23 protein-coding genes are annotated in these 23,333 nt (G+C 62.1%); 20 read left to right on the top strand and 3 right to left on the bottom strand.

The features are described 5' to 3' along the window. Positions 1-288, bottom strand: a 288-nt coding sequence (locus MOV63_RS21235) for an aldolase/citrate lyase family protein (RefSeq protein ID WP_247036571.1), incomplete at its 3' end; no start/stop codon positions are given. A gap of 196 nt (positions 289-484) precedes the next feature. Between MOV63_RS21235 and MOV63_RS21230 the strand changes: the two genes are divergently transcribed. Genes MOV63_RS21230 through MOV63_RS21220 form a run of 3 tightly spaced genes read left to right on the top strand, consistent with a single transcriptional unit; the run spans position 485 to position 2,789 of the window. After that, a complete protein-coding gene (locus MOV63_RS21230; RefSeq protein WP_051899878.1) occupies positions 485-1,192 on the top strand; it encodes a GntR family transcriptional regulator in 708 nt (235 codons plus the stop codon). Beyond that, the gene (locus tag MOV63_RS21225; protein ID WP_247036566.1) at positions 1,189-2,283 is read left to right on the top strand and encodes an LLM class flavin-dependent oxidoreductase; all 1,095 of its coding nucleotides are present in this window, start codon (positions 1,189-1,191) and stop codon (positions 2,281-2,283) included. Before MOV63_RS21230 ends, MOV63_RS21225 begins: the two co-directional genes overlap by 4 nt. Next, the gene (locus MOV63_RS21220; protein WP_051899875.1) at positions 2,280-2,789 is read left to right on the top strand and encodes a flavin reductase; all 510 of its coding nucleotides are present in this window, start codon (positions 2,280-2,282) and stop codon (positions 2,787-2,789) included. The genes MOV63_RS21225 and MOV63_RS21220 overlap by 4 nt, the downstream gene beginning before the upstream one ends. Positions 2,790-2,832: 43 nt before the next feature. Here the strand turns inward: MOV63_RS21220 and MOV63_RS21215 are convergent, their stop codons facing one another. Next, the gene (locus tag MOV63_RS21215) at positions 2,833-4,110 is read right to left on the bottom strand and encodes a cysteine desulfurase-like protein (protein ID WP_247036563.1); all 1,278 of its coding nucleotides are present in this window, start codon (positions 4,108-4,110) and stop codon (positions 2,833-2,835) included. A gap of 247 nt (positions 4,111-4,357) precedes the next feature. Here MOV63_RS21215 and MOV63_RS21210 point away from each other — a divergent pair, with 247 nt between their 5' ends. Beyond that, positions 4,358-5,050, top strand: a complete 693-nt coding sequence (locus MOV63_RS21210) for a GntR family transcriptional regulator (RefSeq protein ID WP_038546917.1) — start codon at positions 4,358-4,360, stop codon at positions 5,048-5,050. Positions 5,051-5,090: 40 nt separating this feature from the next. Here MOV63_RS21210 and MOV63_RS21205 read toward each other — a convergent pair whose 3' ends face one another. After that, a complete protein-coding gene (locus MOV63_RS21205; protein WP_247036562.1) occupies positions 5,091-5,909 on the bottom strand; it encodes a sugar phosphate isomerase/epimerase in 819 nt (272 codons plus the stop codon). A gap of 400 nt (positions 5,910-6,309) precedes the next feature. Here MOV63_RS21205 and MOV63_RS21200 point away from each other — a divergent pair, with 400 nt between their 5' ends. The 16 genes from MOV63_RS21200 to MOV63_RS21125 all read left to right on the top strand — a co-directional run bounded on the left by MOV63_RS21200 (position 6,310) and on the right by MOV63_RS21125 (position 23,296). Next, entirely contained in the window at positions 6,310-7,941 is a 1,632-nt protein-coding gene (locus MOV63_RS21200; protein ID WP_247036561.1) for an ABC transporter substrate-binding protein, read from the top strand. Positions 7,942-8,051: 110 nt separating this feature from the next. Then, positions 8,052-9,065 carry an ABC transporter ATP-binding protein gene (locus MOV63_RS21195; protein WP_247036556.1) on the top strand — a complete coding sequence of 338 codons (1,014 nt, stop codon included), beginning with the start codon at positions 8,052-8,054 and terminating at the stop codon, positions 9,063-9,065. Further along, positions 9,062-10,045 (top strand): ABC transporter ATP-binding protein, encoded by a 984-nt coding sequence (locus tag MOV63_RS21190; protein WP_247036554.1) that lies wholly within the window; start codon positions 9,062-9,064, stop codon positions 10,043-10,045. The genes MOV63_RS21195 and MOV63_RS21190 overlap by 4 nt, the downstream gene beginning before the upstream one ends. 12 nt (positions 10,046-10,057) lie before the next feature. Next, on the top strand, positions 10,058-10,984 hold the full coding sequence (locus MOV63_RS21185; RefSeq protein WP_038546902.1) for an ABC transporter permease: 927 nt from the start codon (positions 10,058-10,060) through the stop codon (positions 10,982-10,984). Between the two features lie 12 nt (positions 10,985-10,996). Continuing rightward, positions 10,997-11,878, top strand: coding sequence for an ABC transporter permease (locus MOV63_RS21180; protein ID WP_247036552.1), 882 nt, complete (start codon positions 10,997-10,999; stop codon positions 11,876-11,878). Positions 11,879-12,258: 380 nt separating this feature from the next. Then, on the top strand, positions 12,259-12,912 hold the full coding sequence (locus tag MOV63_RS21175; protein WP_247036550.1) for a TerC family protein: 654 nt from the start codon (positions 12,259-12,261) through the stop codon (positions 12,910-12,912). A 281-nt stretch (positions 12,913-13,193) separates the two neighbouring features. Continuing rightward, positions 13,194-14,150: a VOC family protein gene (locus tag MOV63_RS21170; protein ID WP_247036549.1), complete on the top strand. Its 957-nt coding sequence runs from the start codon at positions 13,194-13,196 to the stop codon at positions 14,148-14,150. A 15-nt stretch (positions 14,151-14,165) separates the two neighbouring features. After that, complete coding sequence (locus tag MOV63_RS21165) at positions 14,166-14,894, top strand: PIG-L deacetylase family protein (protein ID WP_247036547.1); 729 nt, start codon at positions 14,166-14,168, stop codon at positions 14,892-14,894. Between the two features lie 16 nt (positions 14,895-14,910). Continuing rightward, positions 14,911-15,582, top strand: coding sequence for a 4-carboxy-4-hydroxy-2-oxoadipate aldolase/oxaloacetate decarboxylase (gene ligK, locus MOV63_RS21160; RefSeq protein ID WP_247036545.1), 672 nt, complete (start codon positions 14,911-14,913; stop codon positions 15,580-15,582). 53 nt (positions 15,583-15,635) lie between these two features. Next, entirely contained in the window at positions 15,636-16,691 is a 1,056-nt protein-coding gene (locus MOV63_RS21155; protein ID WP_247036543.1) for a 4-oxalomesaconate tautomerase, read from the top strand. A 15-nt stretch (positions 16,692-16,706) separates the two neighbouring features. Next, complete coding sequence (locus MOV63_RS21150; RefSeq protein ID WP_247036541.1) at positions 16,707-17,579, top strand: NAD(P)-dependent oxidoreductase; 873 nt, start codon at positions 16,707-16,709, stop codon at positions 17,577-17,579. A gap of 159 nt (positions 17,580-17,738) precedes the next feature. Beyond that, entirely contained in the window at positions 17,739-18,497 is a 759-nt protein-coding gene (locus MOV63_RS21145; RefSeq protein WP_405029361.1) for a GntR family transcriptional regulator, read from the top strand. Between the two features lie 162 nt (positions 18,498-18,659). Continuing rightward, the gene (locus MOV63_RS21140) at positions 18,660-20,072 is read left to right on the top strand and encodes an aminomethyl transferase family protein (protein ID WP_247036539.1); all 1,413 of its coding nucleotides are present in this window, start codon (positions 18,660-18,662) and stop codon (positions 20,070-20,072) included. A 92-nt stretch (positions 20,073-20,164) separates the two neighbouring features. Then, positions 20,165-21,088, top strand: a complete 924-nt coding sequence (locus MOV63_RS21135) for a methylenetetrahydrofolate reductase (RefSeq protein ID WP_247036537.1) — start codon at positions 20,165-20,167, stop codon at positions 21,086-21,088. An 81-nt stretch (positions 21,089-21,169) separates the two neighbouring features. Beyond that, positions 21,170-22,420 carry a LysR substrate-binding domain-containing protein gene (locus tag MOV63_RS21130; RefSeq protein WP_247036535.1) on the top strand — a complete coding sequence of 417 codons (1,251 nt, stop codon included), beginning with the start codon at positions 21,170-21,172 and terminating at the stop codon, positions 22,418-22,420. Between the two features lie 96 nt (positions 22,421-22,516). Then, positions 22,517-23,296: an IclR family transcriptional regulator gene (locus MOV63_RS21125; RefSeq protein ID WP_038546879.1), complete on the top strand. Its 780-nt coding sequence runs from the start codon at positions 22,517-22,519 to the stop codon at positions 23,294-23,296. The last annotated feature ends 37 nt before the right edge of the window (positions 23,297-23,333 follow it).

Here is a 23,333-nt window from a genome sequence, read left to right as displayed (position 1 = left end):
GGTCGAGACGCGCGGCCCCAACACGCCGGCAGCTCCGGCATCCAGCACGCCGGCTATCGATTCCGGGGCGTGGCCCGGAACGCGCACCATGGCGGGCACGCGATGGACATCCGAGGCGCGGACGAGGTTTTCGATCAGTTCACGGCCGATCTGAGCATGCTCGGCGTCGATGCAGATGAAGTCGAGGCCGCTAGCCGCAGTCACCTCTATCGCGACGGGATGCGGGATCGCCGCGAATGTGCCGATAACGCGCTCGTGACCGATACATTTTCTGCGGAAGTCGCTCATCGGGGATACCTTCTGAAATCTGCTGAAACGGCTTTGAAACCTGCGCCAAATTAAAGTTTAAGCCTAAAATTCTGGACGCTGCAAGTGAATTAAACAGTATACTGCAATTAACGATATCGCGCAGAGAAAAGGCAATTATTGCGAAAATTGCTTGAAATCTGCCAAAATCAGTATACGGTTTTTGGAGGAGATTTCGATGTTGAAGCCGAGCGACAATCTGGTGGATGCGATCTATGCCGATCTGCGGCTGAAGCTGCAGCGGAGCGCCGTTTCGCCGACCGACCGCCTGGTGGATACCGAAATCGCCAATGCCCACGGTATTTCCCGCATGCCGGCGCGCGAGGCGCTGCTTCGGCTGGTTTCCGAAGGGTATCTGGTCGGCACGACGCGCGGCTTTGCGGTGCGGGAATTGTCGCTGGAGGACATTTCCGGGCTTTTCGAGGTGCGCCGCCAGCTCGAGCCGCGCGCCGCAGCCTGTGCCGCCCGCGACATGACGCCCGAGATCGAGGCGGAGATCACGGCGGCGATGAACCGGGTGGAGCTGGCGCTGGGTGCGAGCGATATTCCAGCCCTGCTGGCGGCCAATGTCGATTTCCGCAATGCTTGGCTCAAGGCGGTCAACAATCCGCATATGGCGGCGACGATTTCCCGCTTCATCGATTATTTCCAGTCGGTGCGGCTTGGCACGTTCGCCGACCCGGCTACGGCCTATCAGTATATCGACGGTCTTTCCCGTATTCATGCGGCCTTCCTCGCGCACGACCCGCTGATGGTTCAGGACCGCATGACGCTTTTCATGTTCGCGGCGGAGGAAGCCTACCTCTCCGTCCGGCGGCGCCAGTTGGAAGAGGCGGAGACCGCGCGTCCCGCTCGCAGAAGAATACAAAAGAGAGGAACAGCATGATCAAGCCGCATCCGCTGAAAGGCCCCAGCAGACTGAAACTCGGCGTCTTTTCGCCGAATGCGGACGGGGGGCTTGCGATTACCGACGTGCCGGAGCGCTGGCAGGCACGCTGGGAAGACAATCTCAACGCCGTGCAGATCGCCGATCGCGGTGGGCTCGACTTTTTCCTGCCGATCGCCCGCTGGAAGGGTTTCGGCGGCAAGAACCGGGTGCGCGAATGGTCCTTTGAGACCTTCACCTGGGCGGCCGGCCTTGCTTCCGTTACCGAGCGGATCGGGCTGTTCATGACCGTGCATGTGCCGCTCGTGCATCCGCTTTATGCGGCGAAGGCGCTGGCGACTGTCGATCATATCAGCGGCGGCCGGGCGGGTCTCAATATCGTCTGCGGCTGGAACCCGAAGGAATTCGGCATGTTCGGGGTGCCGTTGGTCGAGAAGGGTTACGACCAGGCCGACGAATGGCTGGAGATCATGGAGCGGGCCTATACGTCGGACGCGCCATTCGATTACGACGGAACCTATTATAAGCTGAGGGACGTCGTCAGCCGCCCAGCCAGCCTGCAGTCGCCGCGGCCGGTCACCATGAATGCCGCCTTCGGCGGGCCGGGCCGGGATTTCGCGGCCAAGAACTGCGAATACCTGTTCACCACATTCACCGAGATCTCCGAGGCCGGAAAACACGTGGAGGACATCAAAGCCCGCGCGGACAAGCTCGGACGCGACGTCGGCGCCTATACGGTCTGCCACGTCGTCTGCCGCGAGACCCAGCAGGAAGCCGAGGATTATTACGAGCGTTATGCCGTGACGATGGCCGATCACGCAGCGGTCGACGCACACATGGCCGGCAAGAAGGAATTCACCCAGTCGCACGACAAAAGTGCTTACGATCTTTATCGAAAGCGGTTTGCAGGCGGTGCTGGTGGCTATCCGTTGATCGGTACGCCGGAAAAGATCGTCGAAGACATGATCGCGATCGCCGAACAGGGGTATTCCGGCATTGCCATGTCCTTCGTAAACTACACCTATGAGCTGCCTTTCTTCTGCGATCGCGTCGTGCCTTTGTTAAGAAAAGCGGGGCTGAGGGTCGAATGACGATAAATATTCAAAGCGACGAGGTGGATGCGACACGGCTCGCCTTTCGGGAAGGGATGGCGCAGCTGGCGGCGGCGGTGAACATCGTCACCACTGACGGACCAGGCGGGCTTGCGGGCTTTACGGCGTCAGCCGTCTGCAGCGTAACGGACCGGCCGCCAACGCTGCTGGTCTGCCTCAACCGGTCGAGTTCGGTCGCCGGCATGTTCGAGAAAAACCGGGTGCTCTGCGTCAATACTTTGGGTGCCGGCCACGAGCCGATGTCGAGGCTGTTCGGCGGTTCGACGCCGCAGGATGACCGGTTCGCGGTAGGCGATTGGGTGCTCGCCGCGACGGGATCGCCGCGGCTGACCGATGCGGTCGTGTCTTTCGATTGCGAAGTGGAAAATGCGGTCGAGAGCGGCACGCATCATGTTCTGTTCTGCCGGGTCGTCGGGATTGTCCACGGCCCGGAAGATGAAGAAGCACTCGTCTATTTCCGGCGCCGCTATCATCATCTCAAGTGAGATGGAGACCTCCGCGGGAGTTTGTCCCGCGGAGGTCTTTGCATCACCTGGTCTTGGCGATGATCTCGCCTAGCACCATGTCGAAACGGTCGATCTCTTCCGCCTTGTTGTAGTGGACCATGGAGACGCGCATGCAGCCCGTTTCCATGGTCAGCCCGAGGCGCTTCATCAGGCGCGGCGCAAACATGTGGCCGTCGCGGCTGCCGATGCTGTTCTTGCCGAGTTCGGCCGATAGATATTGCGGCGTCAGGCCCGGGATGTTGAAGCAGATGGTCGGAACGCGCTTTTCCACCTGCGCTTCGTCGGATACGCCGTAGATCGTCGCCCCGTGCTTCTTCAAGACCGACAGCATCTTCTTCGACAGCGTCTGTTCGTAGGCGCGGATGGCGCCCATGGCGGCGGCAAGCGCATCGCGGCGCGAATGTTCGCCTTCGGGGAGGAACCTGCGGCCGAGCTCTTCGAGATAAAGCACGGCAGCATTCATGCCGGCGACGTTCTCGTAGGTGAAGGTGCCGACCTCGATCTTGTAGGGCGGCACGTCCGGAATGAAGTCTTCCTTGAAGGTAGGCAGCTTGACCAGCGCGTCATAGCGGCCCCAGAGGAAGCCCATATGCGGTGAAAAATTCTTGTAGCCGGAGCAGACGAGATAGTCGCAACCCCAGGCCTGGACGTCGATCAGCGCGTGCGGACCGTAATGCACGCAGTCGAGGAAGACCTCGGCGCCGGCCGCATGCGCCAGCTTGCCGACGGTCGCGACGTCGACGATCGTGCCGATCGAATGGGCGGTCACCGTGCAGGCGACAAGACGGGTCTTGTCGTTCAGGAGCGGCTTCAGGTCGTCGGTATGCAGCGTGCCGTCTTCGCGCATCTTCCACCAGACGATCTTGGCACCGTCGGCCTCCAGCGCCATCCAGGTGGCGATGTCGGCATCATGGTCCATGTCGGTGACGATGATCTCGTTGCGCTCCTGGAGCATTTTGGCGATGCCGAGGCTGACGAGGCGGATGAATGACGTGGCGTTGAGGCCGAAGGAGATTTCCTCCGGGCGGTAGGCATTGACCAGCAGACCGACGGAGACGCGGGCTTCGGCAATGGTGCGGTCGACGCCCTGGCTGTGGAGATAGGGCGCCATGCGCTGCACGTTGCAGTCTACGAGATGGGCGGCAACCGCATCGACGACGGCTTGGGGCACCTGGGCACCGCCGGCATTTTCGAAGAAGATGAAGTCCTTGTATTTCTGGAGAGCCGGAAATTTCAGTCTGAGCTCATCGACCGGAAAAGCCTTGGCGAGGTTATCGCCTGCCGTGACATGCGTGTTCATGGATTTCTCCCAGGGTGTCGTATTATCGATGAAGAGGGATACAGGTGATAATAAGCCTCCCCCTATTTATGTTTGCTCGCAGCCTAATGAGCATTTGATCAAACTTTCAAATGTTCTATTGTGCCATTGGCATTTGATCAAGGGGAAACGCGTCGCGAACGGGAGATGGCCGGACGCCGCGAGACTTGAAGAACGCGGCCTGTTATGCGAGGCCTGGTTGTGATTTGAACGGGATCAGAGGGCAAGGATGGCGGATAGCGGGCTTTTGAAGGTCACGTCGCGCGTGACCGTTCAGGATACGGTTTACGAACAGCTGCGCCGGGCGCTGATGTGGGGCTCCTTCGCGCCATCGCAGGCGATCACCATTTCGTCGCTGGCAACCGAGTTCGGCACCAGCCACATGCCGGTGCGCGAGGCACTCCGAAGGCTTGCGGCGGAAAACGGGCTGGAAATCGGCCATAACGGCTCGGCCCGGGTGCCGGCGGTTTCGCGCGAGCGGCTCGACGATCTCTGCCAGGCGCGCATCGCGCTCGAAGGTCTGGCGACGGAACTTGCCGCCAAACATATGACCGACGAGGATATCGACCGTTCGGAAGTGCTTGCACGCGAGCATGAGGAAACCGGCAAGGCCGGCGACGTCTACGGCATGCTGCGCAAGAACCAGGAGTTCCACTTCGGCATCTATGAGGCTTCGCGTTCCGAGGTGCTGCCCCAGCATATCGAAATGCTCTGGCTGCGGTTCGGCCCCTATATGCGGATGCTGACCAATTACGTGGAAAAGGAATTCGACAAGGGCGTTGTACACCCATTCTCGTCCTATCACTTCCGGATCGTCGCAGCGCTTCGCGAGCGCAACGGCGCGCTGGCGCGGGAGATGATGGTGGGGGATATCCTCGCCACCCAGTCGCATCTGCGGGATATGTCCCCGGAACTGCGGTAGCCCCGGCGCGGCCCGCCGGGGCTAGCTTTTAAACTTAGGCTTACTGGCCGAGGCCGAGCGAGGCGAGATATTCGACCGAAGCCGGAATCTTCGACTTGTCCTTGATCTCGACGATCAGGCGCGGATTGCTGGCGAGATCGGCAAGTGCCTGGAAGACCGACGGCCAGAGGATATTGCCTTCGCCGAGCGCCCAGTGGCGGTCTGCGTACCCATCGGCATCCTGCAAATGGACGTGCTGCAGGCGGTTGCCGGCTGCCTTCACATAATAATCGACCGGCGGCGCGCCGGTGGAGCCATGCGCGTAATGGGCGTGGCCGGTATCGATCGAGACCGCGACGGCCGGCGAATTGAAGCTATCGGCGAGTGCCACGCGGACGTGCTGGTCGATGTCCTCGATGTTTTCCAGAACGATCACAGCGCCGATATCTTCGGCCTGCTTGACGGCGTCCCTCATCGTCAGATGCACGTGCTCGACGACGCGCTCGGACTCGCCCCTGTTGTTGTCGAGGTTGTTGTAGGACCAGGTCGTATAGGGGCTGTGGGCGACCATCTGCGTCGCGCCGATCGCGGCGCAAACGTCGAGGCCCTGCTTCAGGCGCTTTGCGACGACGGCGCGGATATCCGGGTCATTCGAGGCGATGGTGAAGCCCCAGAACGGGCCGTGGATGCCCAGGCGGCCTTCAAAACCGTCCAGCAGCTTTCTGGCGCGGGCGGCGAGCGGCATCCAGTCGCCGTTCAGGACGTCGGCGGTGGTGAAATCCTGGAGTTCGAGATCGCGCTGTTTTTCGAAAAGCCAGTTGCGGTGAACTTCGAGCTCGCCAAGCGTCATGGCGGCGCCGATCACGGGGAGGGAAGACATGGAAAACTCCGTCAAAAATAAAGGAAATATCGGGGGAGGGACGCGCAGGAAGAAATCCGCGCAGGCTCCCCATCTCAGAATTCTGTGTCGACAGTATTACATTTGTAACACGAGATGATGAAATTTGCATGCGTGTTCAATTTCATCGAATCGCCAAGTTAGCGTCACGGAACTGATACACAGGCTGGCCAAATAGCCCCTGCAAATCAGGGGGTAGTCGTGAGCTGCAGCAAGACGCTTCTCATCGTTGTTCATCGGGGCGGGCGGCTTTCGCATTCGCAGCCCGAACGGATGGCGTGCCGTTGGCGGCCTAGGCTCTGCGAACCCCTTAGCCGTCACCGCTCAAGCTCGCAGGGGCTGATCGAGCTCGTCCATTAACCGAAGCCAAAGGACAATTTCCATGGTCAACTTCACCCGCCGCAGCACGCTCGGGCTTGCCGGCGCCGCTGCCGGTTCGCTGATCCTGCCGCGCTTCTCGTTCGCCCAGGGTGCCAAGCGCCCGTCGATCACGATCGCCGTTCAGAAGATCACCAACAACAACACGCTCGACATCTGGAACGAACAGTCGAACGTCGGCGAGCGCGTTTTCTTCCCGAACCTCTGGGAAGGCCTCATCCTGCGTGACTGGATGGGCAATCAGGGGCCGCTTCCGGGTCTTGCAACCGAATGGAAGCGCATCGACGACAAGACGCTCGAACTGAAGCTCCGCAAGGGCGTCAAGTTCCACAACGGCGACGAGTTGACAGCAGAAGACGTCGTCTTCAGCTTCTCCGCCCAGCGCCTGTTCGGCACCACCCAGCCTGCCGGCGGCAAGACCATCTTTGCCGACGACAACAAGCCGGTCACCGCCAAGGAATTGCCGGCCGCCATCCCGGGCATCGGCCGCCGCCTGTGGCCGGCACTTGCCGGCGTCGAAGCCGTCGACAAATACACCGTCCGTTTCCACAACGCGACGCCGGACGTCACGCTCGAAGGCCGCCTCTACGCCTTCGGCAGCCAGATCGCCAACCGCCGCGCCTGGGACGAAGCCAAGACCTACGTCGATTGGGCCCGCAAGCCGGTTACGACCGGTGCCTACATGGTGGGCGAATACAAGCCGGACGTCTCGCTGACGCTCGTTGCCTTCGACGAATACTGGGGTGGCCGTCCGCCGCTCGCTCAGATCCGCTTCGTCGAAGTTCCGGAAGTCGCTTCCCGCGTCAACGGCCTGCTCTCCGGCGAATACGACTTCGCCTGCGATCTGCCCCCGGACCAGATCGCCACCGTCAAGGCTGTCAAGGGCTTTGAAGTTCAGGGATCGACGATCAACAACCACCGCATCTCGGTCTTCAACACTCAGAACCCGATCCTCGCCAACCCGCTGATGCGCCGCGCCATGACGCATTCGATCGACCGCCAGGCGATCGTCGAAGCGCTGTGGGCCGGCCAGACAAAGATCCCGGCCGGTCTGCAGTTCCCGTTCTACGGCCCGATGTTCGTCGAGGGCTGGAAGGTTCCGGAATTCAACGCCAAGCTCGCCCAGGACCTGATCAAGCAGGCGGGTTACAAGGGCGACGTAATCCCGTTCCGCCTTCTCAACAACTACTACACCAATCAGACCTCGAACGGTCAGATCATGGTTGAGATGTGGAAGCAGGTCGGCCTCAACGTTCAGATCGAAATGAAGGAAAACTGGGGCCAGATCCACGATCCGGCTGGCGTCAAGGGTGTTCGCGACTGGTCGGCCTCGGCCGCCTTCAGCGATCCGGTCTCCTCGATCGTCGCCCAGTTCGGTCCGAACGGCGAGGTGCAGCAGAAGAAGGACTGGACCAATGCGGAAGCCAACCAGATGGCTTCGATCCTGGAAACCAGCACCGATGCAGCTGCCCGCAAGAAGGCTTTCGCCCGCATGCTGGAAATCTGCGAGCGCGAAGACCCCGTCTACCAGATCCTGCACCAGAACGCCGTGTTCACGGGCATGAAGTCATCGCTCAAGTGGAAGGCCGCTCCGGCCTTCGCGATGGACTTCCGCTCCTCCAACTGGGCGATCTGAACGGATTGTTCTCCTCTGCTCCGGCGACCATGCGGCCGCCGGAGCGTCTGTTTTCAAAAACGGCAATGTCTTCGGTCCGGAACCGGCGGGAGGCAGGAGTATGGCGGGATATGGATAGAGCATCGTCCAATCTGGTGGAACTGCGTGACCTGAAGGTCGCCTTTGACGGTGTCCAGGTTCTGCACGGCATCGATCTCAACGTGGGCCGCGGCGAAGCGGTCGGTCTCGTCGGAGAATCGGGATGCGGAAAATCGGTGACGTGGCTCGCGGCTCTGGGACTGCTTCCCGGCAAGGCGAGTGTCAGCGGTTCCGTTCAGCTTGATGGGCAGGAACTCGCCGGCGGTCCCCGCGAGGCTTTCGAGCGGGTGCGCGGCGGCCGGATCGCGATGATCTTCCAGGACCCGTCGAGCTCGCTCAACCCGGTGCTGAGGATCGGCCGCCAGATCGTCGAGGCTCTGTCGTTGCACCGCGGCCTCCGGGGGGATGCGGCCAAAAGAGAGGCGCTGCGGCTGCTGGACATGGTCGGCATCCCCGATGCCCGTCGCCGTTTCGATCTCTATCCCCACGAATTCTCGGGCGGTCAGTGTCAGCGGCTGATGATCGCCATGGCGCTTGCCGGCGAGCCGGACCTCCTGATCGCCGACGAGCCGACCACGGCGCTCGACGCGACGATCCAGGCGCAGATTCTCGATCTCCTGATTCAGCTCCGGGCCGAAACCGGCATGGCGACGGTGTTCATCAGCCACGATCTCGGCGCGGTTTCCCAGGTCTGCGAACGGGTCTGCGTCATGTATGCCGGCCGGATCGTCGAGCAGGGCAGTGTCGCCCAGCTCTTTTCCGAGCCGCGCCATCCCTATACGCGCGGTCTTTTCGACGCGATCCCGCGGATCGACGGTCCCCGCCAGCGGCTCATCCCCATCCCCGGCACCGTTCCGAACCCGAAACATCTGCCCGAAGGCTGTTCCTTCCAGCCGCGCTGTTTTCGCGCGGTCGAGGCCTGTCGCAGCGAGCGCCCTTCGCTCGAAACGTCGGCCGACGGCCGGCAGCTCGCCTGCTTCCGGCCGGTTCCGGCCAATGGGCCTGTCGAGACAAGAACCAGAATGACCGAGGACATGCTGCAATGACCGCCCTCATCGAAGCGGACAATCTCGTCCGCGTCTATCAGATCCGTCGCGGCCTGTTTGCACAGCCGCATCCGGTGCGCGCTGTGGACGGCATTTCGCTGGCACTGAAGCCCGGCGAAACGCTGGGCGTCGTCGGCGAGTCCGGCTCGGGCAAGTCGACTCTCGGCCGGATGCTGCTCGGAATCGACGCCGCGCAGGGCGGCGAGGTCCGGTTCGAAGGCAAGCCGATGCCGCATCTGAAGACGCCGGAATGGCGCGCGCTGCGGGCCAAGATGCAGTTCGTCTACCAGGATCCGCTGGCAGCGCTCGACCGGCGCGTGACGATCGCAAAACAGATCGGCGAGCCGCTGGACATCCACAGGCTCATTCCGAAGCAGCATCAGGAGGCACGCGTCGCCGAGCTGATGACGGCCGTCGGCCTGCGTCCGGATCAGGCCGGCCGTTACCCTCACGAATTGTCGGGTGGCCAGCGGCAGCGCGCGGTGATCGCCCGCGCGCTTGCCGCACGTCCCAAGCTTCTGGTTTGCGACGAACCGGTTTCCGCGCTCGACGTCTCCATCCAGGCACAGGTCGTCAACATGCTGCGCGATCTGCAGGAGCAGAACGGCATCGCCATGGTGTTCATCAGCCACGACCTCAAGGTGGTGCGCAACATCGCCGACCGGGTAGCGGTGATGTATCTCGGCCGGATCGTCGAGGAAGGCTCTTCCGACGTGATTTTCCATTCGCCGCAGCATCCCTATACCAAGGCGCTGGTTTCAAGCGTGCCGGTGCCGGGCAAGATCCTCCAGGGACGCGTCATCCTCCAGGGCGAGCCGCCGAATCCGGCCAATCGCCCACTTGGCTGCGCCTTCCACCCTCGTTGCGCGCTGGCGCAGGACGTCTGTCGTTCCGTCGTGCCGCAGCTCCGCCCGATCGGCAACGGTCGCACGGCCGCCTGCCATGTCGTGGCCGGCGAAGCCGCCTCGATTGCGGCCTGAGAGGAGTTCCTGATGATCCGCTTCATAGCCGTTCGCCTCCTTCGGGCAATGATCACCATCTTTGCCGTCGTCACCTTCGCCTTCGTCGTGCTGCGCATGTCGGGCGACCCGGCGCAGGTCATGCTCGGCCCGGACGTGCCGCAGGAAGCCGTCGATGCGTTCCGCCGTTCCTGGGGGCTCGACCAGCCGCTCTGGATCCAATACGTCGCCTATATCAAATCGATCTTCACCGGCGATTTCGGCGTCTCGATGCGCGACAAGGCGTCGGCGCTGGATCTGGTGCTGCAGCGCCTGCCAGCAACGCTGCAGCTCACGCTGCCGGCGCTGCTTCTCAAGCTTGTCTTCGGCATTCCGGCGGGCGTCTATGCGGCGCTGCATCGCCAGAGCTTTGCCGATCGTGGCGTGATCCTGCTTGCGGTACTCGGCTTCACGATCCCGTCCTTCGTGATGGGCCTCCTCCTGGTGCTGATCTTCGCGGTCATCCTCGGCGTGCTGCCGTCCGGCGGCCAGGATACCTGGATGCACGGCATCCTGCCGACGGTGACCATGAGCATCGGCGGTATAGGCATCCTCGCCCGTTTCTCGCGCAGCGCCATGATCGAGGTGATGGGCCAGCCCTATATCCGCACCGCCTCCGCCAAAGGCCTGAAATGGGGCGACGTGGTCTGGAACCATGCGCTGCCGAATGCGGCGGTGCCGATCGTGACGATCGTCGGCTTCATGGTCGGTTCGCTGATCGCTGGCGCGGTGGTGGTCGAATCGATCTTCTCATGGCCGGGCATCGGCCGCCTGCTGATCGTCTCGGTCAGTAACCGAGACCTTGCCGTCGTCCAATGCATCCTGCTGATCATCGCCGCCGCGATGGTGGTTTCGAACCTGGTCGTCGACCTGCTCTACGGCTGGCTCGACCCCCGCCTTCGCTCCAACGCGGCGCATTGAGGATAAAGAGATATGGCTACGATCAATCTGTCGGAAACCGCGCGGACGCCGGGCTGGTATGCGACTTTCGTCACCCGCCTTCGCCGCAACGTGCCGTTCACCGTCGGTCTCGGCATTCTCTGGCTGGCGGCCATGGTGGTGGTTGCGATCTTCGCCGACCAGATCCGCCCCTACAACATCACCGCGATGGACCTGTCGAGCCGCCTTTCCCATCCGGGCGCCCTGAAACATCTGCTAGGTACCGACGAGCTCGGCCGCGACGTGCTTTCGCGCCTCCTCCAGTCGGTCCGGGTGTCGCTGATCATCGCCTTCGGCGCGACGATCCTGTCGGCGGTGTTCGGTACGGCGCTCGGCTTCGCGGCCGCGCAATTCCGGGGTGCGGTCGAGCATCTCGTGCTGGTGCTTGCCGATTTCCAGGCGGCATTGCCATTCCTGATCATGTCGCTCGCCGTGCTTGCCTTCTTCGGCTCGTCCATGGTGCTGCTCGTCTGCCTCATGGGCTTCTATGGCTGGGAACGCTACGCCCGCATCGCCCGCGGCCTGGCGATCTCGGCAAGCTCTCAAGGATACGCTGCCTCCGTCGTCCAGCTCGGTGCGACGCCGGCACGCGTCTATTTCCATCATATCCTGCCGAACGTCGCCTCGACCCTGATCGTCTCGATGACGCTGACTTTCCCGGAAATCATCCTGATGGAAAGCGGTCTTTCCTTCCTCGGCCTCGGCGTGCAGCCGCCGGAGACGAGCCTTGGCAACATGGTGGGCTTCGGTCGCGAATACCTGACCCGCGCGCCGTGGATCATGCTTGCCCCTTCGGTGGTGATCATGCTGACCACCCTGTCGATCAGCATCGCCGGCGACTGGCTACGCGACAAGCTCGACCCGACCCTTTCGTAGTCCCAAACGTGGCGTAATCTCAGGTGGCGGCCGCAAGACCGGCCGCCACCTGCATCTGTATTGCGGGGTGGAATGGCAACGGATCGTCAACGATCCGGACGGAAACAGCGCTATTGCGGGCTGTTTCATAAACTCGCCACTTGAGTTTCTGCAATCATGCCGCTAAATCTCAGGCCACCAGGACCGGGCCCCTCTGACAGTTCATCTCTGAGCTGTGATGTCGGACTGGATTAGTCCAACTTGGGTGCCTGGTGTTTGTGGAAATCATGTGACGACAACGGCGGCGACCTACACGGCAGGCGGAATGCAGGTCGTGAGCGTCTTAGGTTCGTCTCGGTCCACACGCGGGCACTCCCGCCTTTTAAGAGATTGGGTGCCAAATGATGGAATTCTTTACGCCGGAGGCGTTGTCCGCGCTCCTGCAGGTTATCATGATCGACCTCGTGCTGGCCGGGGACAACGCGATCGTCATCGGTCTCGCGGCTGCCGGCCTGCCGAAGGAACAGCGGTCCAAAGCCATTCTGGTCGGTATCATCGCGGCGACCGTGCTGCGTATCGGTTTCGCGCTTGCCACGACCCAGCTGCTGCAGATCGTCGGCCTGCTGCTGGCCGGGGGCGTCCTGCTTCTCTGGGTCTGCTGGAAGATGTGGCGGGAGCTGCGCACGCCGCATCATCATGAGGATACAGCCAGCGAAGCGCTGCTGGAGGCCGACCTCAACGCCGATGGCACGGTTGCCGGCGGGGTTCCGCGCAAGACTTTCGCCCAGGCCGCCTGGCAGATCGTCATTGCCGACGTCTCCATGTCGCTCGACAACGTGCTCGCTGTTGCCGGTGCTGCCCACGAACATCCGGGCGTGCTGATTTTTGGTCTGGTCCTGTCGATCGCGCTGATGGGTATTGCGGCGAGCTTCATCGCCCGCCTGCTCAACAAACATCGCTGGATTGCCTATGTCGGTCTCGCCGTCATCCTTTACGTCGCGCTCGAAATGATCTGGCGCGGCTTTCACGAAGTTGCGCCCTATATCGGTGGGTAATGTCTTCCGGCGCGGCGGTCCTGCCGTCGCGCCGTTTCCTTCGGGACTTTAAAGCCCCGTCTTCGCTCGCCATTTGCCAAGCCGCTTTTCCCTGATCTCAACCAAAACTTATGCCGCGTCAGCAGAACCTATTCGTCAGGCTGCCGATCTGCTTTTATGTCTTCATGCCAAGCTGCGGTGCCCCATGCGCCGGCCGTGTTGGAGTGGAGGACGCGGGCTCGATTTTTGGAGGAGATGCGCCTATCCGCCGGGCGCGATCGATCGATCATCTAGGAAAAGCCATGACCGAACCCTGTTATGATGTCGCCCATCTCGGCCACGTCGAGCTTTATTCAGACCGTTTCGACGAGTCGCTCGACTTTTTCACCCGTGTCTACGGGCTGACCGAAAGCGGCCGCGAGGGCGACAGCGTCTATCTGCGCGCCTATGACGACTACGAATTCCACACGCTGAAGCTCACCAGGCATCACACGACCGGTGTCGGCCACATCGCTTATCGCACCTCGTCCGCCGAAGCGCTGGAGCGCCGCGTCAGGGTGATCGAGGAAAAGGGCTGGGGCGTCGGCTGGACCGAAGGCGATCGCGGTCATGGCCGGGCCTACCAGTTCAAGAGCCCAGACGGCCATCTGTTCGAACTCTACTGGGACACCAGGGAATATGTGGCGCCGCCGGAGGAGAAGCCGGCGTTGAAGAACATTGCCCAGCGTTATCATGGCCGCGGCGCGAGCCCGCGCCGCCTCGATCACGTCAATCTGCTTGCTGCCGATGTCAGCCTGATCCGCGAATTCATGACCACGGCTCTGGGCAGCCGGGTTACCGAGATGATCCAACTCGACAACGGCCGTCTCGGCGGCTGCTGGTTCACCATCAACAACAAGACCTATGACCTTGCCTGCTCCGAGGACCATACCGGTTCGCACGGCCGTTTCCACCACGTCACCTATGCCTGCGACCAGCGCGAGGACATTCTGCGCGCCGCCGACATCTTCCTGGAAAACGGCGTTCATATCGAGTCCGGCCCGCACAAGCATGCGATCCAGGGCACGTTCTTCCTGTACGTCTGGGAGCCCGCCGGCAACCGTGTCGAGCTCGCCAATGCAGGCGCGCGCCTGATCCTTCGCCCCGACTGGAAGCCGGTCGTCTGGACCGAAGCCGACCGCAAGAAGGGCCAGGCCTGGGGCATGAAGACGATCGAAACCTTCCACACACACGGCACGCCGCCGGTGGCACACAAGTAAGTCAAGAGGCATCCCATGGCAAAGACAGCATTGGTCATCAGCGCCCATTCGGCGGATTTCGTCTGGCGTTGCGGCGGCGCGATCGCGCTTCATGAGGAAAAGGGCTACGACGTCACCGTCATCTGCCTGTCCTATGGCGAGCGCGGCGAAAGCGCCAAGCTCTGGAAGAACCCGGGCATGACGCTCGAAAAGGTGAAGACCGAGCGCCGCAGGGAAGCGGAAAATGCCGCCAAGGCCCTCGATGTCACCGACATCCAGTTCTTCGATCTCGGAGACTACCCGCTGGTCGTCGACCAGGACGCCAAGTTCAAGCTGGTCGACGTGATCCGTAAGGTTCAGCCGGAATTCATGCTCTCCCATTCCAAGTGGGACCCTTACAATACCGACCACATGTACGCGACGCAGGTTGCGATCGAAGCCCGGATGATCGCCCAGGCCTGGGGCCACAATCCGGGCGAAAAGATCCTTGGCGCACCGCAGCTCTATCTCTTCGAACCGCACCAGACCGAACAGATGGAATGGAAGCCGGACGTCTTCCTCGACATCTCGTCCGTCTGGGAGAAGAAGTGGGCCGCCATCCAGTGCATGGAAGGTCAGGAACATCTCTGGCACTTCTACAAGAACGTCGCCGAGAACCGCGGCAACCATTTCATGCGCAATTCCGGCGGCCAGGCCAGCGGACGCAAGTCGACCCATGCGGAGGGCTTCCAGTCGGTCTTCCCGCGCACCGTCGACGAACTTTGATAGGGGACGAACTCTGATGGCGGTCGTCGTCCAGAATATCGAACGCGCGGATCAGTCGGTCATCGACCGGTTGGCCGCCTGCGGTGTCGCTACGGTGCATGAGGCGCAGGGCCGCAAGGGCCTGCTCGCCAGCTACATGCGGCCGATCTATCCGGGTGCGCGGTTGGCCGCGAGCGCCGTCACCATCTCCGCACCTCCGGGCGACAACTGGATGCTGCATGTGGCGATCGAGCAGTTGAAGGCCGGCGACATCCTGCTGCTGGCCCCGACCAGCCCCTGCGAAGACGGCTACTTTGGCGATCTGCTCGCCACCTCCGCCCAGGCGCGCGGCTGCAAGGGACTGATCATCGATGCCGGCGTGCGTGACGTGGTCGATCTGACCCAGATGAAATTCCCGGTCTGGTCGAAGGCGGTCTATGCTCAAGGCACGGTCAAGGAAACGCTCGGCTCAGTCAATATTCCGGTCGTTTGCGCTGGCGCCTATGTTCGGCCTGGCGACGTAATCGTCGCCGATGACGACGGCGTCTGCGTGGTTGCCCGCGAGGAAGCCGAAGCGGTTGCCAATAAGGCGGAAGCCCGTGTCGCCGCCGAAGAAGACAAGCGGAAGCGGCTTGCTGCGGGTGAACTCGGCCTCGATATCTACGACATGCGCGGCAAGCTCGCCGAAAAAGGCCTGAAATATATCTGAGCGGTGGAGGCCGTTTTCTCTTTTCCCCACCGGGGAGAAGAAGGGAGATCGAGATGAGTGAAACTGAAACCGGCGTCCGTTGCATGTGGATGCGTGGCGGCACCTCCAAGGGCGGATATTTCCTCGCCTCGGACCTGCCGGCCGATCGCGACAATTTCCTGTTGCGGGTGATGGGATCGCCCGATCCCCGCCAGATCGATGGCATGGGCGGCGCCCACCCGCTGACCTCCAAGGTGGCGGTGGTTCGGAAATCCGGGCGGGAAGGGGTCGATGTCGACTATCTCTTCCTGCAGGTCTTCGTCGATCAGCCGATCGTCACCGACGCACAGAACTGCGGCAATATCCTCGCCGGCATCGGGCCCTTCGCCATCGAGCGCGGTCTGGTCACGGCAAAGGGCGACAAGACCGAAGTCTCGATCTTCATGGAAAACACCGGGCAGATCGCCATTGCGACGATCGAAACACCTGGCGGCCAGGTGACCTACAAGGGCGAGGCCCGGATCGACGGGGTGCCGGGGACCTCAGCGCCGGTGCCGATCGTATTTGCCGATACGGCCGGCTCCTCCTGCGGCGCGCTGCTGCCGACCGGAAACCCGGTCGACGTGATCGAAGGCGTCGCCTGTACGCTGATCGACAATGGCATGCCCTGCGTCGTCATGCGCGGCGACGTGCTCGGCATTACCGGCACGGAGAGCCCGAAGAATCTCGAGGCGAACCAGGAGCTGCGCGCCAAGCTGGAGGCGATCCGCCTGAAGGCCGGGCCGATGATGAACCTCGGCGACGTTACCAAGAAATCCGTGCCGAAGATGACCATGGTCTCTGCACCGACGGCGGGCGGGGCGATCTCGACTCGCACTTTCATCCCGCATACGTGCCATGATGCGATCGGCGTGCTCGGCGCGGTCAGCGTCGCAACCGCCTGCCTTCTGCCGGAAGGTCCGGCGTCTGAACTCGCGGTCATTCCGGAAGGCAACGAGAAGCTGCTGTCGATCGAGCATCCGACCGGCGAGATGAGCGTCATCGCCACCATGAAGGACGGCGAAGTCCATCGTGCGGCGGTGTTGCGCACGGCGCGCAAGCTTTTCGACGGCGTGGTTTTCGGCGACTGAGGGTAGGACACGGGCATGAGGATCGCATTTCTAGGTTTTGGCGAAGCGGCACGGGCCTTTCACGATAGCCTAGCGCCGAAGCTCGAGACCGGCGAATTTCGTGCCTATGATCTGCTGCTCGACGACGCCGAAAAGGCGGGCGAGATGCAGGCGGCGATGACCAGCCGCGGCGTCCGGCCGGAAGCCTCGCCTGCGGGTCTTGCCGATGCCGAATGGATATTCAGCGCGGTCACCGCCGATCAGAGCCTCATTGCCGCCCAGTCGATCGCGCCGCATCTCGGCCAAGGCGCGCTGCTGATCGACATCAATTCCGTGTCCCCCGGCCGCAAGCGCGAGACCGCCGCGCTGGTCAACCAGACCGGTGCCGACTACCTCGACATGGCCGTGATGGCCCCTGTCCATCCGAAGGGCCATGCGACCCCGGTTCTGATTGCGGGCAAAAACGCGGCCGAGCTTCTGGAACGTTTTCGTGGTCTCGGCTTCAGCGCCGATATCGCCGGAGAAGCAGTCGGCTCTGCGACAGCCATCAAGATGGTGCGCTCCGTGTTCGTGAAAGGTCTTGAAGCAATTACTGTCGAGGCACTACTCGCAGCTGAGGCGTCAGGCTGTTTCGAGGAAATTCTCTCGTCGCTCTCCCAGAGCTTTCCAGGCCTCGACTGGTCGAAATTCCCGGATTACCAGTTCGAGCGCACAACCCGCCACGGCCGCCGCCGGGCCGCCGAGATGCGCGAAAGCGGCGTCACGCTTGATGCGCTGGGGCTGAACGGCGGTCTTGCCCGCGAGATTGCCGCGGTCCAGGACGAGATGGCGGCAAGCGGCGTGAAGCCGACCGGCGATCTCAGGGATACAATTGCGCGGGTCCTTTCGGCTCGGCGTCAAGGCAAATAAGATCGCGTCTTCAGGGCGTTGCCTTGTATACGCGGCATGCTTTTCCGCTCCAAATCCCGCACCATCATCCACAGCCTGAACCCCCTGTATACATGAGGCTTGGCCAATCCATCAGATGTGGCTAAGATTTGCCGATCGACAGGCGGAGGTTGCGCCGGCTTGTCTCCAGGCAAAGGTGCGGATTTGGAAGAGACCTCGAGAACGACCCACACGATGCGCGCGCTGATGGAGCTGCGCAAGAAGATCCTGAGCGGCGACTATCCCGGCGGAACCCGTCTTTTCGAAGTGTCGCTGGCCGAGACGCTGCAGATTTCCCGAACGCCGGTGCGCGAAGTGATGTCGCGTCTTGCGGAGGAGGGGTTGCTCGACCGGTTGGCGAATGGCGGTTTCGTGGTCCGCAGCTTCACCTATGCCGATGCCGTCGATGCGATCGAGCTGCGCGGCGTGCTGGAAGGGACGGCGGCGCGGCTTGCCGCCGAACGCGGCGTCTCGCAGGCAGGGTTGGACCAGCTTCGGGAAATCCAGGCTCGGCTTGACGATTGTTTCGGGGAAGCCGCGGACGAGGTGGATCTGGAAGCCTATTCGGAGGCGAACGCAAAGTTTCATGTGGTGCTGGTCGAGCTTTCCGGCAGCACGGTAATCCAGCGGGAGGTCGAGCGCGCGACACGGCTGCCGTTCGCGTCGCCATCGGCTTTCCTGTCGGGCCGGGCCCACGTGGCGGCCTTCCGTCAGTCGCTGCATATTGCGCAGGAACAACATCGCACTTTGGTGCAGGCGATCGCCGGCCGTGAAGGTGCAAGGGCGGAATTTATCGCCCGCGAGCACGCCCGCATCGCCCGCAAGAACCTCGAATATGCGGTCTTCGAGGATCCGGAGTTGATGCTGACCGTTCCCGGCCTGGTGCTCCTCAACTCTTGAGAGCCCGGGTGTTCGCTGAAGGTTTTTGATGGCCGGAAGCCTTCGGTTTACTATCCGCAGGCGATCATCAGCCTGCCGAATATTTCCCCTTGAATTTGTCTGCCGATGCCGTCATGTATACACGACATCTCAAGCCACAGACAAACCACAGGGAGGAATTCCGTGACTCAGGCCAATCTCACTCAAGTTTTGAAGGATGCGGGCAACACCGTCGAGCATCTGCGCAACTCCAAGACCGGCATCTATGTATACCCGGTCGTGGCTCCGGAATTTTCCAACTGGCGTTCCGAACAGGCTGCATGGCGTGAGGGCGCCGTTCTTTTCGACCAGTCGCATCACATGGACGAACTCGTCGTCGAAGGCCCGGACGCCGCCAAGTTCCTTGAAAGCCTGTCGATCAACAGCTTTGCCAATTTCGGCGTCGACCGCGCCAAGCACTACGTTCCGGTCACGCCTGCCGGCCATGTTATCGGCGACATGATCATCTTCCGCGAAACGGAAGAAAAGTTCGTCCTCGTCGGCCGCGCGCCGACCGCCAACTGGCTGCTCTACAACGCGTCGCTCGGCAAATATAACGTGAAGCTGACCCACGACCCGCGTTCGCCTTCGCGTCCGGACGGCAAGCTCGTCACCCGCATCCACTACCGCTTCCAGATCCAGGGTCCGGATGCGCCGAAGGTCTTTGAAAAGATGAACGGCGGCCCGATTCCGGAAATCAAGTTCTTCCACGTCGACTGGATCAAGGTCGGCGGCCGCAAGGTCCAGGCTCTGCGTCACGGCATGGCCGGCGCTCCGGGTCTCGAAATCTGGGGTCCGTATGCGGAGAAGGACGAAGTTCGCGCCGCCATCATCAAGGCTGCTGAAGAAGCCGGCGTCGATCTGCGCCCCGTCGGCAGCCGCGCCTATGCCACCAACACGCTGGAGTCCGGCTGGATCCCGTCGCCGCTTCCGGCGATCTACACCGGTGACGAACTGCAGGCCTATCGCGACTGGCTTTCTGCCCAGAGCTACGAAGCTTCGGGCTCGATCGGCGGCAGCTACGTCTCCGACAAGATCGAAGACTACTACCTGAACCCTTACGAACTGGGTTACGGCGTCTACGTCAAGTTCGACCACGACTTCGTCGGCCGCGCGGCCGTCGAAAAGCAGAAGGCGACCCCGCAGCGCCGCAAGGTCACCTTCGAGTGGAATTCCGACGACGTCGTCAAGGTTATCGCTTCGGCTTTCCAGCCCGGCGAACAGGCCGCCAAGTGGATCGACTTCCCGCTCTCCAACTATGCTTCGTCGAGCTTCGACAAGGTTCTGAAGGATGGCAAGGTCGTCGGCCTGTCGATGTTCAACGGCTATAGCTACAACGAGCGTTCCATGCTGTCGCTCGGCGTCGTCGATGCCGACATCGAGGAAAACGACATCCTGACGCTCATCTGGGGCGAGCCGGATGGCGGTACTTCCAAGACCTCGGTCGAGCAGGGCCATAAGCAGGCCGAGATCCGCGTTCGCGTCGCAGCCGTGCCCTACGCTCAGGAAGCGCGTGAAAATTACGCCGAAAGCTGGCGCACAAAGAAGGCCCTCTAAGCAATGGGCGTGCGAGAACGGGTTGTTCTCGCACGCCGCTCCGTCCGTCTGACCGGACGTTTTTCATTGGCTAAACGGGGGGAGGATCAACAATGGCACTTTTAAATTTGTTCAGGAGCAAGCAGGAAGAGAAGTCCGTGGAGCCGGCCAGCTTCAGGGACCTTATCGACGGCTACTCCATCGAAGTCATGCCGCGCACGGCGGCCAAGATCGAAGATTTCAAGACACTGCTGCCGAAGGGCACGCGGGTCTATATCGCCCATATCGACGGGACGCCGATCGAGGACATGGTGCAGACCGCAAGGCGCTTGCACGAAGACGGCTTCCCCGTCATGCCGCATTTTCCCTCCCGCATCATTGCAAGCCATGCGATCCTGGAGGACTGGATCAAGCGCTACAGAAACGAGGCGGGCGTGGAACAGGCACTGCTACTCGGCGGCGGCGTATCGACGCCCGCGGGCGATTTCGACAGTTCCATCCAGCTGATCGAGACCGGCCTGTTCGACCGCTACGGCTTCAAGCGGCTGCATGTCGCCGGCCACCCAGAAGGCAACAAGGACATCGACAAGGATGGCGGTCACAGGATCGTCGACGAGGCGTTGAAGTTCAAGCAGGCCTATTCCGAGCGCACCGATGCGGAGATGGCGATCGCCACCCAGTTCGCCTTCGATGCCAAGCCGGTGATCGCCTGGGCGGAGCGTATTGCTGCCGCCGGCGTCAAGCTGCCGATCCATCTCGGTATTGCCGGCCCGACCAAACTGCAGACGCTCATCAAGTTTGCGATCGCCTGCGGCGTTGGCCCCTCGCTCAGCGTGCTGCAGAAGCGCGCGATGGATCTCAGCAAGCTCCTGGTTCCCTACGAGCCGACTGAAGTGCTGACCGACATCGCCAACTACAAGGCTTCCCACCCGGAAAGTCTGATCCAGCAGATCCATGTCTTCCCGCTCGGCGGCATCCGTGCCAGTGCCGAATGGATGAACGAACAGCTGACCGGCGAGCGCAGCATCGCATTGTGACTTAACCGAAACGGGGCAAGTGCTGGGCTTGCACCGTTTCGACCCGCTGCCGGGAGGAGATTGGCAGGGGAGGACAGATACGTGGACTATCCCAATCTGCGCCATATCCGTCTTTTCTGCGCCTGCCTGCGCACCGGCTCGCTGACGCAGGCGGCCGATATCGTGGGGGTGACCCAGCCGGCGGCATCGCAGGCGATTTCCCGGCTTGAAGAACTTTTCGGCACCAAGCTTCTCGAACGCGGTCCCGGGCATGCGATGGCGACGCCCGAGGGGCGCGTCGTCCAGGCCCGATCGCTGAGGGCGCTCGATCTTATCCGGACCGGCTGCCAGAAACTCCAGGCGGATTCCGGGTCGCGCGGCTCCGGCGCGGATGGGCGGCTGACGATTTCCCACCTGCGCGCCCTGCAGGCCTTTGCCCAGACCGGCGGCTTTCCGGGTGCCGCGCGCATCCTCGAACAATCGGGTGCTGCGGTTCAACGCACCGCTCGCAACGCAGAAGCGATCCTCGGCACAAACCTTTTCGAGGCCGACGGCCGGGCGACGAGGTTCACCAGCGCCGGCCGTGCCGTTGCCCGCTGGGCCGGCCTTTCGCTAAAGGAACTCGGCAACGCCACCGAGGAAGTGCAGGAGCTGCGCGGCAAGTTCGATGGCCTTGTATCGATCGGCGCGCTGCCGATGGCGCGTACCACCATCGTGCCCGATGCTATTGCTTCGCTGGCCCTCACCCATCCGCTGGCACGGTTCGAGATCCTCGAAGGCAGCTACGAACAGCTCCTCAGCGATCTGGAGATGGGACATATCGATTTTCTGATCGGCGCGTTGCGCAGCCGTCTGACGCCGTCGCTAGTTCAGGAGCCGCTTTTCGATTTCCGCCTCGCGGTTGTCGCCGGTGCCGGTCATCCGCTGTCCGGCAAGGCGGATGTCTCGGCAACCGAACTTGCTTCCTACCCATGGGTCGTGGCCCGCAAGGGCACCCCCAACCGCAGAACGTTCGATGCCCTGGCGGCAGCGTTTCCGGATGGACCGCAGACTCAGGGAACGGTTGAGACCGGCTCGCTGACGGCGTTGCGCGGCATCCTGATGCAGACGGACCGGCTGGCGCTGCTGTCCCGTCATCAACTCCGGCACGAATTGAAGGCTGGGTTCCTGACGCTTCTGAATTACGAAGTGCCGGGAAAGCCGTTGTCGATCGGCATCACCACCCGCCGCAATTGGCAGTCGACCGCTCTCCAGGCGGAATATCTGGCAGCGATCCGGCGGGTGGTCGCGACGGAAGACACGGTCAGCGCTGCCGACGGCAGTTGCTTGCCTTCGCTGAACGCCGCCGAGTAGCGCCACTTGCCATTGCAGTTTTCGCAGTTATCGTTATTGCCGCATAGGTCCGGCCGGTCTGATGTCGCGCGCCGTCAGGAAAGAGCGGGAGCATCTTTGAGAAAAAAGGCCGTCAACAGTCTCGAACGCCTTCAGGCAGTGCTTGAGGTTTTTACCGAGGACCGTCTGGAATGGACGCCGGAAGAGCTGATGGAGGAGCTGGGCTATAGCCGGCCGACGCTCTATCGCTACCTGAAGATCCTGAAAGACAGCGGTTTCCTCACCTCCATGCCGAATACCGGCTTCACCCTGGGACCAAGGGTGGTGGAGATGGATTATCTGCTGCGGAAGTCGGACAATCTGATCCTGTCCGGCGCGCCCTATCTCCAGAAGCTCACCGGTCGATACGAATGCACGGCGCTTCTGGTGCGCTGGTACGGTGAAAAGATCCTCTGTGTCGATTCGATCAGTTCCAGCCGCGAGGCGATCAGCAGCTATCCGCGCGGACGGCCGATGCCGCTCAGCCGCGGCGCGATCGGCCGCTCCATCGTCGCCTTTCTGCCGCGCCGCAATCTGCTGCCGCTGATCAACCGTACGCTCGACGACTGGCAGGCGGCAGGCGCCGGCGATACGGTGGAAGCTGTCCTGGACGGGCTGAAGTCGGTGCGTAAGAAGGGTTACGCCGTGGCCCATGGCGAAGTGACGCCGGGCGTCGTCGGTTTCGCAGCGCCTATCTTCGATGCGGGCCAGAGCCCCATCGCCAGCTTTTCCGTAACGATCGCTCAAGATCAGGTCGGCGGCTCCACCGTGGAGGAGATCGGCCGGGAAGTCTTGTTTGCAGCCGGCGAGATCACCGCCGCGCTCGCCTCGCATCGACATAGAATTTCAAGCCGATAATCTCATATTGCAAGAAAATGTGTTGACTTTCGGCGAC

It is taken from the genome of Neorhizobium sp. SHOUNA12A, assembly GCF_023006505.1.
GTDB lineage: Bacteria > Pseudomonadota > Alphaproteobacteria > Rhizobiales > Rhizobiaceae > Neorhizobium.
Note: the sequence above shows the minus strand (reverse complement) of the source record. Positions and strands in the feature narration are given on the sequence as shown.

Bases quoted from the DNA above. Each gene is read 5' to 3' on its own strand.
- MOV63_RS21230 (WP_051899878.1), top strand. From the start codon at position 485: ATGTTGAAGCCGAGCGACAATCTGGTGGATGCGATCTATGCCGATCTG.
- MOV63_RS21225 (WP_247036566.1), top strand. From the start codon at position 1,189: ATGATCAAGCCGCATCCGCTGAAAGGCCCCAGCAGACTGAAACTCGGC.
- MOV63_RS21220 (WP_051899875.1), top strand. From the start codon at position 2,280: ATGACGATAAATATTCAAAGCGACGAGGTGGATGCGACACGGCTCGCC.
- MOV63_RS21215 (WP_247036563.1), bottom strand. From the start codon at position 4,110: ATGAACACGCATGTCACGGCAGGCGATAACCTCGCCAAGGCTTTTCCG.
- MOV63_RS21210 (WP_038546917.1), top strand. From the start codon at position 4,358: ATGGCGGATAGCGGGCTTTTGAAGGTCACGTCGCGCGTGACCGTTCAG.
- MOV63_RS21205 (WP_247036562.1), bottom strand. From the start codon at position 5,909: ATGTCTTCCCTCCCCGTGATCGGCGCCGCCATGACGCTTGGCGAGCTC.
- MOV63_RS21200 (WP_247036561.1), top strand. From the start codon at position 6,310: ATGGTCAACTTCACCCGCCGCAGCACGCTCGGGCTTGCCGGCGCCGCT.
- MOV63_RS21195 (WP_247036556.1), top strand. From the start codon at position 8,052: ATGGATAGAGCATCGTCCAATCTGGTGGAACTGCGTGACCTGAAGGTC.
- MOV63_RS21190 (WP_247036554.1), top strand. From the start codon at position 9,062: ATGACCGCCCTCATCGAAGCGGACAATCTCGTCCGCGTCTATCAGATC.
- MOV63_RS21185 (WP_038546902.1), top strand. From the start codon at position 10,058: ATGATCCGCTTCATAGCCGTTCGCCTCCTTCGGGCAATGATCACCATC.
- MOV63_RS21180 (WP_247036552.1), top strand. From the start codon at position 10,997: ATGGCTACGATCAATCTGTCGGAAACCGCGCGGACGCCGGGCTGGTAT.
- MOV63_RS21175 (WP_247036550.1), top strand. From the start codon at position 12,259: ATGATGGAATTCTTTACGCCGGAGGCGTTGTCCGCGCTCCTGCAGGTT.
- MOV63_RS21170 (WP_247036549.1), top strand. From the start codon at position 13,194: ATGACCGAACCCTGTTATGATGTCGCCCATCTCGGCCACGTCGAGCTT.
- MOV63_RS21165 (WP_247036547.1), top strand. From the start codon at position 14,166: ATGGCAAAGACAGCATTGGTCATCAGCGCCCATTCGGCGGATTTCGTC.
- ligK (WP_247036545.1), top strand. From the start codon at position 14,911: ATGGCGGTCGTCGTCCAGAATATCGAACGCGCGGATCAGTCGGTCATC.
- MOV63_RS21155 (WP_247036543.1), top strand. From the start codon at position 15,636: ATGAGTGAAACTGAAACCGGCGTCCGTTGCATGTGGATGCGTGGCGGC.
- MOV63_RS21150 (WP_247036541.1), top strand. From the start codon at position 16,707: ATGAGGATCGCATTTCTAGGTTTTGGCGAAGCGGCACGGGCCTTTCAC.
- MOV63_RS21135 (WP_247036537.1), top strand. From the start codon at position 20,165: ATGGCACTTTTAAATTTGTTCAGGAGCAAGCAGGAAGAGAAGTCCGTG.